Source organism: Cypionkella sp. (assembly GCF_030652235.1).
Taxonomy (GTDB): domain Bacteria; phylum Pseudomonadota; class Alphaproteobacteria; order Rhodobacterales; family Rhodobacteraceae; genus Cypionkella.
Genome location: NZ_JAUSBA010000035.1, coordinates 12,924 through 25,990 on the forward strand (window position 1 = coordinate 12,924; position 13,067 = coordinate 25,990).

A 13,067-nucleotide genomic window follows, 5' to 3' on the forward strand; every position below is an offset into this window, starting at 1 on the left:
AGAAGCCATGACCATAGAAACACTTCCCGCCCTTCGTCCTACGCGTGCGCCTTGGAACAAAGGACGCATCGTTGGCCAGAAACGCCCCCTGCTGCCGAAACATGTCTGGTCCATCCGAGTCCGGCTGGAAATGGCCGACAATAGGCGCGATCTTGCGCTGTTCAACATGGCCATTGATTGCAAGCTCCGGGGCTGCGATCTGGTCTGCCTGAAGGTGAACGATGTTTACGCCGCAGGCCGCGTCAAGGAACGCGCCTCGGTGACGCAAAGCAAGACACGCAAGCCGGTCCGCTTTGAGATCACCGAAACCACGCGACTGTCGGTGGAGCGTTGGATCAAAGATCCAGAAATGATCGGTTGCGAATATCTTTGGCCCAGCCGTGTCCATGCTAGCCCGCATCTGTCGACACGCCAATATGCGCGGATCATGCGCGACTGGGTTCTCTCGATCGGGCTAGAACCGAGCGCCTATGGGACCCATTCGATGCGACGCACGAAGGTTGCCCAGATTTACAAGAAGACCGGCAACCTGCGCGCTGTTCAACTTTTGCTCGGGCATACCAAGATGGACAGCACGGTTCGCTATCTAGGGGTCGACCTGGACGACGCGCTGTCGTTGTCAGAAGGGATCGATCTGTAACAACCCCGCCGACCGGCGTGCCACGCGCCGGTCGGCCCAATCCTGCCACTCGCCTTTGGTGCGCGACGCTGCAGTAGCAGCCCGTTTAGCGGACGTTCATGGCATTTGACGAGTCCAGCGGAGGGATCAGGTTCGGTAGTGAGAACTTTCTCCGGCAAAGGTTCTGCTCGCGATGGGAATTCAATGCTCCAACTTCGCGATCGCCGGTGTGCGGCGGTGTGCGGCGGTGCCGAGAGTAAACAGAATTACCAATACTGTTAATGGCTGCAAACAAAGAACTCCCGTCTCCCGCTACAAGCGGCGGTTCAGCGACCGGAGTTGATGATCGCCACTCTGAGGGACGATCCAGTTGGGGAGGCGAAGACGCAATGTGCGGCTTCAGCGGTCACGTCAGCGCAGCCGCTTCTTCATGCGCTCGATCTGTTCGGGCGTGCCCTCGAAGGTGTATCCGTCGCGGGTCTTCTTCATCCGCACGCCGGGACCGGCAGCCTTTTTCAGGTTGTCTTCGAGCTGCTTCTCCATGCTGCGCGTCAGCTCTCGCTGAAGCTGCGATGCGGACGTGATCTTGCGGCCATTGAACCGCATTTCGATGCCAGCCATTGGCTTTTCCTTTCGTGTCAGCCCTTCGGAGGGAAGGGATCGTTGCCGTAGGTGTTACGCTCGCGGATGCGACCGTTCTCGCCGTGGATCAGCATCTCGCTGCCCTGGCGAATAGCGGATTCCCGCGCGGCCGCGATGGCCTCGCGCTGTGTGCCATGGACGGAAGACGCGCGCTCATTGCCCGCCCCTTTCACTGCCCAACCGTTCTCATGCGGCACAACATGTTGATTTTTCTTAGACATTTCAAACCTCATATGTCGATTTCGGTTGACGATTCGACAACCTTGTGTTTATATATAAAGCAATTAATGGCGCTTATCAACCAAACAATAACCGCCGGGAGAGGACCATGTTCGGACAAAGACTGCGACTTGCCCGCAAGCGGGCGGGTCTATCCATGCAAGCGCTCGCGGAGCGCGTAACCCCAAGCGTGTCAGCGCAGGCCATCAGCAAATACGAGGCGGACAAGATGATGCCGTCCTCATCGGTGCTGGTCGGCCTCGGCAAAGCGCTCGGCGTGTCGCTCGACTTCCTGCTCGGCGGACAGGTCGAGGCCCTGGAAAGCGTCGAGTGGCGGAAGAACTCGACCGCCTCGGCGCAGGATCGGGCGATGGCCGAAGCCATCGTGATCGAGAAACTCGAAGATTATCTCGCCATCGAGGACATCCTCGATCTGCACGCCGCCGAAGACCCCTTTGCCGCGCTGCGCGTGGATCAGGTCGCCGATGAGGAGGCCATCGACGCCAAGGCGCGGGAAGTGCGGCGGGAGTGGAAGCTTGGGATCGACCCGATCCCGAGTATGACCGCCCTGCTCGAAGACAAGGGACTCAAGGTCATCGAGGCCGACCTTCCCGAACGGATCAACGGGCTGGCCTGTCATGTCGAACGGGCGGAAGGCGCGCCGACTGAAGTGATCGTCGTCTCGCGGCACACCAATGTCGAGCGCAAGCGCTTCAACCTCGCTCATGAGCTCGCGCACCGCATCATCATCGAAACCGGCAATGCCGCGCTGAAGAAGGAACCCTCCATGCACCGCTTTGCGGGGGCTTTTCTGATTCCGCGCGAACACCTCGAAGCGGAAGCGGGTAAGAACCGCCACGGCATGACCTGGATCGAGATCATGCGGCTCAAGCGCACCTATGGCGTCTCCGCCGCCGCGATGCTCGTGCGCCTCGGCCAGGTGGGCATCCTGTCGAAAAGCGCCGTGGAATATGCTTTCAAGACCTATGCGCGCGGCTGGCGGCGCGAGGAACCGCAGCCTATCGGTCCCGGCGAGGGGTTCGCGGCTTTCGAGAAGCCGCAGCGCTTCGAACGCCTCGTTTGGCGCGCTCTGGGCGAAGAGATGATTTCGCCTGTGCGGGCGGCACAGATGCTCGGCCTCCCTTTGAGCGTTATCGAGCGCGACATCAGGGGGCCGCGTGTCCAGTGACCTGTGTTGTCGTCAATGATGCGTCCTGTCTGATCGACTTGAGAAAGGGGGAGTTGCTGCATGTCCTGTTGCGGCTGCCCTATCGATTCATCGTTCCCCTACCGATCCGCGAGGAGGAACTCCTCGACTTCACGGCGCAGGAATGGCGAATGCTCGAAGACAGCGGCCTCGTCACCTATGACCTGCCAAGTGAAGAAGTCAGTCAGGTATTTGCGCTGAAGCGCGAGCATAGCCGCCTGTCGGCCAATGACTGCTTCGCCCTTGTCACGACAACCTGCCAGGAGAACGGAATCCTCCTCACGGGTGACAATCTCTTGCGGAAGGTGGCCACGGCGCGGGCCGTGCGCGTTCATGGCGTTCTCTGGATCATTGACGAGCTGCACGCTGCCGAAGTCTGCGAGGTCGAGCTTCTCATCTCCGCCCTGCAAGTCTGGCGGGCGGATGATGCGGTATTCCTGCCCCCTGCTGAGATCGACAAGCGGCTGCGCCGCTTAACAGAGTGACACAATCTGTTCACCCGCCTTGGCCTGCTCGGACGGGCGCATAGGCCCTTATCTGTCAAAGGTCGAACATCTCCAAGGTCCGTTTTTGCGATGGTCGAAGAATCTATTGCGAACGCAGCGAAGGTCAGCTCCCCGCCCTTTTTGTTAAACGTTACTTCCGGCCCTTTGCAGACACTCGACATGTGCGATTGCTGCGCGGCGGCGTTCCCGGAAGCGGTCGTTCGACGTGCGATGTAGAAATTCGTCCGCGCGATGCTCCGTATTTGGGACGCTGTTGCCGTTCGCGGCGCCTGCACCCTAATAGGAGCCAGCTCTGGCGTGGCTAATCACACCACTGAACCCGACCCCGCCGCACCCAAAAGTGCGACCGGCATCCAGTCTTTCGCCACACGGAGGGAGACAATGTCGGCCTTCTCTCTCGATCAGCACTAACGTCCCAGCGAGGCTTGGCCTCGGCGATGACTAGGAGTTCGATGATATCACCGCAACCACAAGGGCAGCGCATTCCGACGCACCAGTTCTCGTCGTCTTCGCGCGCCAGCAAGAGATCTCGGCGCGGCATGAATTGAGGCAGACTGTCCCCTTCGATTATGATCAATCGCCGCGCGGGTCCGAACCGTGCCCAAACGTCGCGCCACCACTTCCGAACGCCCATCATCAATCCGGCCTCCGCTGCTTAAGTAGTGGAAGGCCAAGCAGCGGCTCCAGATCACCGCGCGCTAAGAGGCCAAGATTGGATCTGGGAAATGCTGCTTCCGCAGTGAACTCTTCTTCACCCGCAGCCAAGCTGAACTCCGTGCGGGCATAATTCCCGTTGGGGTCCAAGCGGAAAGGGTAAGCCCGCGCGATGAACTCATTCATCGCTGCCGTCGCGACCCGCATATTGAGCGTAATCACTGACGGGGCCTCTTCGATCATGCCTTTGATATAACCCGCTTCTAGTTCGTATTGGTGCGCGCCAGGAGCAGTGCGGCGGAGGTACTCCGCGCGTAAGCTGGCGGGTGAGTACACTTCACGATCCCGCAACGTGGAACCGCCTGGCTGAACGTAATCCACCCGTCCGCATACATCTGCGATCGCCATTCCTCGTGCAGCTTTGCGGAGTGGGATCACCACGCCCATGTCGAAGAGTGGCAGCAAAAACGCTTGAGCGATGAAGTCCGCCATCTGGCGAGCTTCAAGCGTATCAACGCAGCAGAACAGCACATCGGCCTGACTGGCCGACAGCACCGCCTCTCGGCTCGTGATGGATGCCGGTATGGCCATCGCGACACCTTCGCCGCGATGACGGGCGACTGCGGAAGCGAACATTTCGACCTTGAGCCGACGCTCCTCGGCATCAGCCTGGGTGGCGTTCAAAATACGATTCAGATTGTGGGGTTCGATGCGGTCGAAGTCGATCAGGTCAACTCTGCCGAAGCCTAGACGGGCGGCTTGCTCACCTATGATCGAGCCAGTGCCTGAAACCCCGATCACGACAGCACGCAGTCGCCCCAGCTCGCGGGTCATACCGCTTGTGAATGCGACGGGCCGATCAGTGACTCTGGACGGTGGATGCTCGTTAGCCCAGATTAGGTCGATGTCATCACCGATCACTGACACGAGATTAATTGGCCAACACGTTCCGTCCTGGTCGTACAGGCGCCCGCGCACCCGCCCATCCGGGATCATGATGGCGGAACCGTGAAGCGAGCCGAGGGCCTCAAACAGGCCAGGGATCACCCGAGCGTCGCTTTGGTCGTCGGCTCCGGAGAAGTCGAACAGGCCGCCGGGATGGGAGTGGATCAAAATGAGGGACAGATCCTCCGCCTCGGCCAGATCGATCGCCTCTTCGATCCAGAGGCCAGGCCAAACAATGCGGTTGGGTTCACGCAGCGCACAGTCATCATAAGGCACGAGGACAGCCTTTCGGACCAGTAGGCGCTGACGAGGGCCTGGCACACGGGCGCAGACAAGGATTGCCGCGGCCTCATAGCCATCGCCAGGGAAGAGATGCCGGCGGACGCAATTAAGTGTCGCTCCGGCGAAGCTGAGCGTCCAGTTCGGCATCATTCCCCGACTTCCTTGCTGAGGGCCGATTCGACGAGCGCCAGATGCGTGACGACATTGTCGGACGAAGGGTTCCACTCCGAACCCGGCCCACGATGTCGCGACCAGCCATTGTATGGCGCGCCCAGAATCGTCGCTGGAATGTGAGTGCAGTCGATCACGCGGCCCGACACAAGTGCAAGCGGCGGATAGGTGTAAAACATATCGATCTGGGCTGCCGGGTAAGTCGGCGGGATCTCAAGGGCGAGGCGCGTCTGAGTAACGATGAATCCGGCTGGAACGGGATAGTGGTGGATGACCAGCCAACGCCTCCCCCCGTCATTCACTGTCTCCCACTTAAGGCCGGTGCAATCGAGATAGGCTTCATCTACCTCCAGCACGTCGAAGTCCCGGTGAGGCGCCGGAGGCGCCTCACCGTTGTTAACTTCCTTCGGCGTCAGGCGGATCTTCTCGATGCCCGGGGTGCGCAGATCGACAACATCGGTCAACGCGACTTCGCGCTTCGCCTGACCCGCCACTTTCAAGAAGATGTGCCAGCTCTGGGCGACATCGAAGCCGGCCCTGATCATCGCGTCGCTGACGACGATGGTCGGCGTGTCGGACACGATGGTCACACCCTGAATATTGAGCTTCCAGGACGGCTTCCGGCCTACGAAAGCTTCGACCCCGCGCCCGTCCAGATCAACCAGGTCCTGATCACCAATCTCGCTATCGGGTTCATCAACCCGCTCGAGGTACACCGCGACGCCATCAGGCAGCTGACCGAGCTTGCGAACGATAGCGCCCGAGACGATGCGGCACGGCCACTGGAAGCGCTGACCGTCGATCGTGATGAAGTAGTCGCGATCAGTCTCGACGATCACGAACCGGCCATCGGCACGTTTCAGGTCCACGGTCTCGCTCGGGCGAACATCCTCAAGTTCGCCGTCTGCAAGCACCTGCAGCACAACGGCGTGCTGGTTCGGCTTGAAGCCAGCCGCAGCGGCGAGCTGGGCGCCGGTCGGCGTGAGGTCGTCGATCAGCACGTTTCGGTAGGTCAGGGTCGCATCCGCAACCTCGATGCGGCGGTGCTTGCCGCGATCCGCGGTATCTTCACTCAACTCAGTCATTTCACACTCCAGCTTTTCCGGCCAATCGCCGATGTCGCTAAAATGGGAATGCGTGCTAAGTATGTCAAGCATTAACTTTGCTCGCTTGACGAACTTATCAGGGTAGCCGATACTCTACACGCCGGACTCCGTGTCCGGTTCGCGGAGGAGCCTGCATGACCGATGATGAAACTGATCAAACCGCCCGGCCAACCAACCTCGGCCAGATCATCAAGAAGGCCCGTACCGATCTTCAGATGTCGCAACGCGATGTCGAGGAGGCGACCGGCAAAGAGATTTCGAATGCCTACTTGAGCCAATTGGAGAGCGGAAAAATCACCAAACCCTCTCCGCACATCCTATATACCCTCTCGACCGTCTTGGCGGTCCCTTACGAGACGCTGATGGAGCGAGCGGGCTACATCGTGCCGTCGGCTCAACGCCCTGACGACGTCAAGCATGGGCGGGCCGCAACGTTCGCGGTCGATAATCTAACGGCCGATGAGGAAGCCGCCCTCTTGGACTACCTCGCATACCTACGTACCAAAAAGGGCTGATCATGCGGCGACCGGACGACTGTAGCTTAACCCCAAGTCAGCTCACCCGCGTTCGCGCCGAGGCCGAGCGCGCGCTGAGAGAAGCCGGCGCACTCGGGGTTTTCCCGACGCCTGTTGAGGCGATCATGACCGTTGCGAAGGTTGAAGAGGTCAAGGAAGACGTCCTTAACCCCAGCTTCATCGACAAGCTTCGCTCCAGCGCTGAGCAGGCGGGCGGTGCCCTCAAGCGCGCTGTGGGCAAAGTGATGGGCCTGTTCCACGCCAGTGCCGGTCTGCTATTCTTGGATCAAACAATGATGGCGGTGAAGAAGCGCTTCGTGCGACTACACGAGTCTGGCCACGGCTTCATGCCCTGGCAACGTCCGATGTACGCTTGGGTCGAGGACTGTGACAATGCTCTGGACCCCGATGCAGCTGAGCTTTTCGATCGCGAAGCCAACGTCTTCGCTGCCGAAGTCCTGTTCCAGCTCGACAGCTTTCGTGACATAGCCGAAGGGGAAAAGTTCAGCATCTAGACGCCGGTCAAGCTATCGAAGAAGTTCGACGCGTCGATTTATGCGTGCGTGCGACAGTACGTATCCAAAAATCATCGCGCCTGCGCAGTCGTGGTGTTGAACATGCCCGAATTCGTTGAGGGCGATGGCTTCCGCGCCACACTAAGACGTCCCGTTCAATCTGACAGTTTCACGACAATTTTCGGCGCTCACGACTGGAAGCCTGTCTACACGCCTGATGACGATATCGGCGCGCTGATACCGATCAGTGGCCAAAGGTCATCCGGCCAAAAATCTCTTGTCCTGCTGGACCGCAACGGCGACCGCCATGAATGCGTTGCTGAGTCCTTTACACAGACCCACCAAGTCTTTGTTCTCATCCATGTGATAAAAACGCTAGCCGCGCCGCGACCTATTTTCCTGACAGCGGTTTAGACTGCCTCCGCAAGCACCGCAACTATGTCGCAGGCGGATAGGCCCAAGTCGCCTTGATCCGTTTTTAGTTGCCCGCCTCGGGTTTAAGCGGTTTACCTGCATACTTAGTGACAAGATCAACCTATCGCGCAGGAACGGCATGGCGGAAATCAACTTCGCAACAGTGTTGCTTGGGGCGGCAGGCTTCACGGAAGGCAACGTCAACGAGACGTATCGTGGGCAGGTTTTACTTCATGGCGGAGAGATCAGGCAGGCAATAATCAAGGATCTCGATCTGATCCAGCTCTGCAACGAGCTACTCGCCTTTTGCCTGGCCCGTCGGCTTGGCCTGCCCATCCCCGACAGTTTCCTTGGGTTGGTCCGTCCCGACATACTGAGCGTGAACAAGGCACCTGCACTGCCCGATGGTTCCCGTTTGGTTTTCGTCAGCACCGATGTGAAGGTACCGAACGTCACATTTCGGCTTCGCGCGTCAACACCGATAGGTAAACGTGCCATCATCGACCAAATCTCAAAATGGCCAGACTTAGGCAAACTCTATGCATTCGACGCTTGGATTGCCAACATTGACCGCCATTGCGGCAACCTTCTTTTCGGCAGCGTCGGGGATACATGGCTGATTGATCACGGCCATTGCTTCACTGGACCGACTTGGGGGCCATCTGATCTCGACCCCGCCAAAGAGTTTGCCAGTCGGCTGTCCGAGTGGATGACTCCTTTCCTGAGTACTGATCAAAAGGATACCCGACGCACAGAAGCGCAAGCGTTCGAGGCTGCGCTGGCGGGGTTTGATGCCGAGGAACCTACTAAGTCCAGCCGCGTGGTGGATCTGATGCCGATGAATTATGTTGACGCCCTAAAGCAGTTCCTGACGCAGCGCAGCGCTCAGGTCACTTTCCATGCCAGCAAAGCGCTTAATGTGCCGGTGATGTTATGACCCTTCGACTGGACTCCAGCCGCTTCCCTTCACTGAAGGAGAGCGTCCGCGCTCATTGGGCACCGATCCTGCTTGAGCCAATTTCAGGATCTGATGAGAGATTTGTTATCGGTGTTGCTGCAGCGAATGCCACTGGATTTCACGTCGAACTTGCGAACTGCCATGAAAAGATAACATGCTTCTATGGCGAAAACGCGCCTACCATCGTTAACGCAATTACCTTGGCTGGCATGTGCTTGCGTGAGGACCTGGCGGAACGGTCGATTGAGGCGCTGTTCTCCCCTGACCCTCCGGTCTCCGGTGTTACAATTGGAAGTTGTCGGGAGGCAGAAGGAGCGAGTTTAGAGGCCTTGACCCAAAGCTGGATGGCTGCGCTTTCGTCTTTGTATTCACCCCGCACCAGTCACGATGTGCAGTCCTTGACGATGTTGGCGGTAGGTGATGCCGAGGGCCAACGGGCAGGAGACCGTCTGCCCTTCTTGGTCTGCGATTTCGTCAAATCCCAACGCGAAGGCTTCGGCGAGTATTTCAGCACCGACATCAGAGAAGCGCGCGCCCGGCGTTCCAAGGGTGGAAGCCACCGCGTCGTCATTGATTTCGCGGGACCTAGGCTGGTCGCCAATTTCGGGACACTGAAAGCTGGCGCCATCACGAACTCGGTGCATCTGATCAAGCGGCGTCTATGGGATCTCAAGGTCGAGCGAGATCGGGAGCCGCACAGCATCTTGGCTAGAGCACATGAGATGATCCTCCATCGCCCGCCGAAGGATGACCCCCAAGTTTCTGACCAACAACAAGCCAACATCAGCGAGGCGCTGGAAGACCTTGAACAGCAGGCCGATCAAGAAGAATTGCGCCTGCTTGCGCTCGATACAGTTCAGTCAATCGGCAACCGCGTTCTGCAATACGAACTGGCGGCATAATTCCGCCAAAAGGCAGTGTTGACACTTTGTTAATCCACAAGAAAAGCAGCACTCGCGCCCACCTCGCCGCGTGCTGCTTGAGCGATAGCTTTTCGGGTTCGCTGGAGCGACCGTGTAGCGCTGCCGTCAGGCTGCTTCCCGCCCGTTGCTCAACTCAAAGCCCCATCGACGCAGCCGGTCCTTTGCGTGCTTTTGACGCCTCGGCATCCCGGATGCACATTGTCCCCGCAGCCGCCTTTGTAAATAGATGCAACCAAAGGTCATACAAAGTGATTGATCAGGGACAAGCAATTTCTCATCCGAGACCAGCTTTAACCCAGACGAGTGCATCGGTGCACGCTTCGCTTTCGTTACGCCAACGCCAGTCCAACGGGTTCCGGGGCTAGCGTCTCGCCAGCCGCCAGCAGTAGGTCTTCGCGAAACTGATCGGCCACAAGCTGAACCCCGACCGGCTTTGAGCCCACGGAACCAGCGGCAACGGTCAGGCCCGGCAAGCCCATGAATGGAATGGCGATCATCGTAAGCTGCGCCTCCAGCACCGCATCGAACGCGGCAGGCGAGGCGACATCCTGGTGATTAAGGAACGGCAACTCACCTGAAACGGGGCACAGCACCAGCGGCCATTCCGCCAGAAAGGTCCGCCACAGCCGGGTGAGGCGCGCACGCGCTTTCAATGTGACCATCAGGTCGGGCAGATCAATCTCGGGGCAATGGCGGGTCATCTGTGCATAGACGAAATTTGCATCCAGATCGTTTTCGGCGCGCAACGCGGCTGTGCCGTCCTGTCTGAACTCGGCCATCCACAGGCGCAACTGCATGTCGCGCGCCTCGCGCAAGGGCGGCGGTGTCACATCTTCAACCTGATACCCCGCGTCGCTCAGCTTGGCTGCTGCGGCGCGAAGCGCATCGCGGACCGGCTGGGCCACCTTCATGCCATCGGGCGCCTCGACATAGGCGACCTTGCGCGACATATCGGCACCCCGCAGCGGCATCGGCTGCCACCAAGGATCGCGCATGTCCCGAGCAGCCATTGCAGCCAATGCAAGTCGCAGATCTGGGATTGATCGCGCCAGCGGCCCGGACACCGCCATCAACTGCCCACCGATCAGCCGATCTCCGGCGGTGGCGTTAAAACCGGGAACACGCCCTAGCGACGGGCGCAGCCCGTGCACGCCGCAGGCATAGGCCGGATATCGGATCGACCCGGCAATGTCGGTGCCATGGCTGATCGCTCCCATGCCCGACGCGACCGCAGCCCCGGCCCCGCCGGACGATCCCCCCGGCGTAAGGCTATCGTCGCGCGGGTTTGTCGTCGCACCGTGCAGGCTGTTACGCGTGAACCATCGCAGTGAAAAGGCGGGGGTGTTCGTGCGACCCACGACAATTGCACCCGCCTTGCGCAGGTTGGCCACTACGGGGCTGTCAGCCTCTGCCATAAGCCCGGTTTGGGTGCGCAAACCGTTCGTGGTGGCAAAGCCAGTCTGGTCGACATTCACCTTGATCGTCACCGCGATGCCAGTCAGTGGACCTGGAACCTCGCCACGGGCCAGATCGATGTCTGCGGCTTCTGCCGCTGCAAGAGCCTGCTCATCCATCCGCTGCACAATGCTGTTCAGGGCGGGGTTCACGGCCTCGATCCGTTCCAGTACCGAAGCAACAGCTTCCTTGACGGAAATCTGCCGCTCGGCAATGAAAGGCGCCAGTTCGCTTGCAGTCAATTTCCAAAGCGCAGTCATATGATCTTTCCACTAAGGCCAGCCGCTGCTCAGATGTCGGCCCGGCAAGGGCAGGATGACAGTCCAATCCGAGCGCGACAATCGGCAAAAACTGGCAAATTCGGTAGTACATGAGGCCAGCGCGATATAACGACGAAGATGCAGCACTTAGGGCAATCGTGTTGCTGTTGGTCACGGCCCTTAGCCGCCGGTCGAGAGCGTTCCTACGCTGCGGTGCGGCTTCCCCGAAGCGGCCGTTCATGCCTCGGCGCAGCGAAATCCGGGGACGAATGTCTCTGGTGCGGACAAGACCGTCATCTGCCAAAACCGTTATGGCAAGCCTACTCGGGCTTTGAAAACCGGAGCTTCAGCTTTCGTCCGCTAGCCGAATACCATAAGACTGTTCAAAATCTATTTTTTAGTTTCAAAGCGACACGGTTGCGCCTATCAAGTTACCGGATCATGCCCGCGCCGGTGCAGTAAGCCCTTCCAGAAGACGCGCATGGGTTAAGGCGCGTGGCGGTCGCAGATAGCCCAGAGCGCGAACGTCCTGCATCCATTGGCCGAAGGGGCTGGATCTGGACAGGCTGGATCCGCCAAGGGCATGACTCAGGCCTGCCAGCGCCTTTTCGGACAGATCAGCGATGGCAAGCTTGCCGTGCAGAACATTGGTGCCGGCGCTGCCGGTGCCAAGCGATCGCGACATCCCCTCGAATGCCTGTTGGGCAAGCCAGATTTGCATCTGAGCCTCGATCCAGCTGGTCTGCTCAAAGGCCGACAACCGGCTTGCCCGCTTGCCAAGACTGCGCTTAGCTTCAGCTTCAGCGGCATCAAGAATACCCATGATCACCGCCGAGAACATGAAGCCGATGACTGGCGTGATCTGCGGCAAAAGATCAAAGATACCGCCCTGCAATCCGTGCCGCGCGACCCGCACATCGTCAAAGCGGAAAGCATGGCTTTGTGTTGCCGCCATGCCCAAGCCATCCCAAGCGCGCACCATTTTCAGTCCTTCGGCACCTTCCCAGCCAATATCGCGCGTGTCGAGCAAGAAGACATCGGGCTGCGGTTCGCCCTCGGGCCGCGCGATGGTCATCATGAAAGAGGTGATGCCCGAGCCGCTGCCCATAAATTTATCACCGCTCATGCTCCAGTCACCTTCGGCGTGCGGTTTAGCGGTAGAGCGGGTCGCGAGAATATCGCCCCCAATACCAGGCTCAGATGCGACGGTGCCAAACCAGTGACCAGATCTTGCCTTTTCAAAAACGCCGTCGCGGTGTTGTTTCCAACCTGCGGGTGCGCCGGCGTTTGGTTCCGTGATCCAAAACATCAATACCGTCGGATGCATCGATACGACCAGCGCAAGTGAGGGGTCCACAGCAGCCAATTTGCGCAAAAGCCGGGCTACCGGCGCAGCAGATTGCGCCACGTCAATCCAAAGGCCACCATGACTGACAGGCACACCCGTAAGTGTCAGGCCGATCCTGGCAAGAGCATCAAAATCCGCTTTGTCGAGGGCCAACCTTGCAATTCGCGCCGACCGGTCTGCTGACCAGGTTGCGATTTGCCCGTCCAAACCTTTTTCTAGAGTTGCAAAATCCATGGTGCATAGCCCTCCCAATTGGAAAGTATCGACCAAACTGTTGTGGGGTATCCGACTCTGTTGCACAAATCGGCTGATGGCCGGAGTTCCCCTT

15 protein-coding genes are annotated in these 13,067 nt (G+C 59.2%); 8 read left to right on the top strand and 7 right to left on the bottom strand.

Annotated elements, in window-relative coordinates; translation table 11 throughout:
• Window positions 1-7: 7 nt before the first annotated feature.
• The gene (locus Q7V03_RS12380) at window positions 8-640 is read left to right on the top strand and encodes a tyrosine-type recombinase/integrase (RefSeq protein ID WP_304925977.1); all 633 of its coding nucleotides are present in this window, start codon (window positions 8-10) and stop codon (window positions 638-640) included.
• 390 nt (window positions 641-1,030) lie between these two features.
• On the opposite strand, the gene Q7V03_RS12385 is transcribed toward Q7V03_RS12380, so the two are convergent.
• Both Q7V03_RS12385 and Q7V03_RS12390 read right to left on the bottom strand, forming a co-directional pair.
• Window positions 1,031-1,240, bottom strand: a complete 210-nt coding sequence (locus Q7V03_RS12385) for a hypothetical protein (RefSeq protein ID WP_304925905.1) — start codon at window positions 1,238-1,240, stop codon at window positions 1,031-1,033.
• Between the two features lie 17 nt (window positions 1,241-1,257).
• Window positions 1,258-1,482, bottom strand: a complete 225-nt coding sequence (locus Q7V03_RS12390) for a DUF2188 domain-containing protein (protein ID WP_116700225.1) — start codon at window positions 1,480-1,482, stop codon at window positions 1,258-1,260.
• Between the two features lie 155 nt (window positions 1,483-1,637).
• On the opposite strand from Q7V03_RS12390, the gene Q7V03_RS12395 reads away from it, so the two are divergent.
• Together Q7V03_RS12395 and Q7V03_RS12400 are read left to right on the top strand one after the other, a co-directional pair.
• Window positions 1,638-2,669 carry a helix-turn-helix domain-containing protein gene (locus Q7V03_RS12395; RefSeq protein WP_370651116.1) on the top strand — a complete coding sequence of 344 codons (1,032 nt, stop codon included), beginning with the start codon at window positions 1,638-1,640 and terminating at the stop codon, window positions 2,667-2,669.
• A 53-nt stretch (window positions 2,670-2,722) separates the two neighbouring features.
• Window positions 2,723-3,172: a type II toxin-antitoxin system VapC family toxin gene (locus Q7V03_RS12400; protein WP_282449509.1), complete on the top strand. Its 450-nt coding sequence runs from the start codon at window positions 2,723-2,725 to the stop codon at window positions 3,170-3,172.
• 322 nt (window positions 3,173-3,494) lie between these two features.
• Here the strand turns inward: Q7V03_RS12400 and Q7V03_RS23885 are convergent, their stop codons facing one another.
• The 3 genes from Q7V03_RS23885 to Q7V03_RS12410 are packed head-to-tail and all read right to left on the bottom strand — an operon-like array spanning window position 3,495 to window position 6,330.
• Complete coding sequence (locus Q7V03_RS23885) at window positions 3,495-3,830, bottom strand: DUF6527 family protein (protein WP_370651117.1); 336 nt, start codon at window positions 3,828-3,830, stop codon at window positions 3,495-3,497.
• The gene (locus Q7V03_RS12405; RefSeq protein ID WP_304925906.1) at window positions 3,830-5,224 is read right to left on the bottom strand and encodes a ThiF family adenylyltransferase; all 1,395 of its coding nucleotides are present in this window, start codon (window positions 5,222-5,224) and stop codon (window positions 3,830-3,832) included. Before Q7V03_RS12405 ends, Q7V03_RS23885 begins: the two co-directional genes overlap by 1 nt.
• Window positions 5,221-6,330, bottom strand: a complete 1,110-nt coding sequence (locus tag Q7V03_RS12410) for a multiubiquitin domain-containing protein (protein WP_304925907.1) — start codon at window positions 6,328-6,330, stop codon at window positions 5,221-5,223. Before Q7V03_RS12410 ends, Q7V03_RS12405 begins: the two co-directional genes overlap by 4 nt.
• Window positions 6,331-6,485: 155 nt before the next feature.
• Between Q7V03_RS12410 and Q7V03_RS12415 the strand changes: the two genes are divergently transcribed.
• The 5 genes from Q7V03_RS12415 (at window position 6,486) to Q7V03_RS12435 (ending at window position 9,655) form a co-directional block, all read left to right on the top strand.
• On the top strand, window positions 6,486-6,866 hold the full coding sequence (locus Q7V03_RS12415) for a helix-turn-helix domain-containing protein (protein WP_304925908.1): 381 nt from the start codon (window positions 6,486-6,488) through the stop codon (window positions 6,864-6,866).
• A gap of 2 nt (window positions 6,867-6,868) precedes the next feature.
• Window positions 6,869-7,381, top strand: a complete 513-nt coding sequence (locus Q7V03_RS12420) for an ImmA/IrrE family metallo-endopeptidase (RefSeq protein WP_304925909.1) — start codon at window positions 6,869-6,871, stop codon at window positions 7,379-7,381.
• A 102-nt stretch (window positions 7,382-7,483) separates the two neighbouring features.
• Window positions 7,484-7,795: a hypothetical protein gene (locus Q7V03_RS12425; RefSeq protein WP_304925910.1), complete on the top strand. Its 312-nt coding sequence runs from the start codon at window positions 7,484-7,486 to the stop codon at window positions 7,793-7,795.
• Between the two features lie 139 nt (window positions 7,796-7,934).
• Complete coding sequence (locus Q7V03_RS12430; RefSeq protein ID WP_304925911.1) at window positions 7,935-8,732, top strand: HipA family kinase; 798 nt, start codon at window positions 7,935-7,937, stop codon at window positions 8,730-8,732.
• Complete coding sequence (locus tag Q7V03_RS12435; RefSeq protein WP_304925912.1) at window positions 8,729-9,655, top strand: hypothetical protein; 927 nt, start codon at window positions 8,729-8,731, stop codon at window positions 9,653-9,655. Before Q7V03_RS12430 ends, Q7V03_RS12435 begins: the two co-directional genes overlap by 4 nt.
• A 350-nt stretch (window positions 9,656-10,005) precedes the next feature.
• Here the strand turns inward: Q7V03_RS12435 and Q7V03_RS12440 are convergent, their stop codons facing one another.
• Both Q7V03_RS12440 and Q7V03_RS23890 read right to left on the bottom strand, forming a co-directional pair.
• Window positions 10,006-11,391, bottom strand: a complete 1,386-nt coding sequence (locus Q7V03_RS12440) for an amidase (protein ID WP_304925913.1) — start codon at window positions 11,389-11,391, stop codon at window positions 10,006-10,008.
• 439 nt (window positions 11,392-11,830) lie between these two features.
• Complete coding sequence (locus Q7V03_RS23890) at window positions 11,831-12,973, bottom strand: acyl-CoA dehydrogenase family protein (protein ID WP_370651118.1); 1,143 nt, start codon at window positions 12,971-12,973, stop codon at window positions 11,831-11,833.
• Window positions 12,974-13,067: the final 94 nt, after the last annotated feature.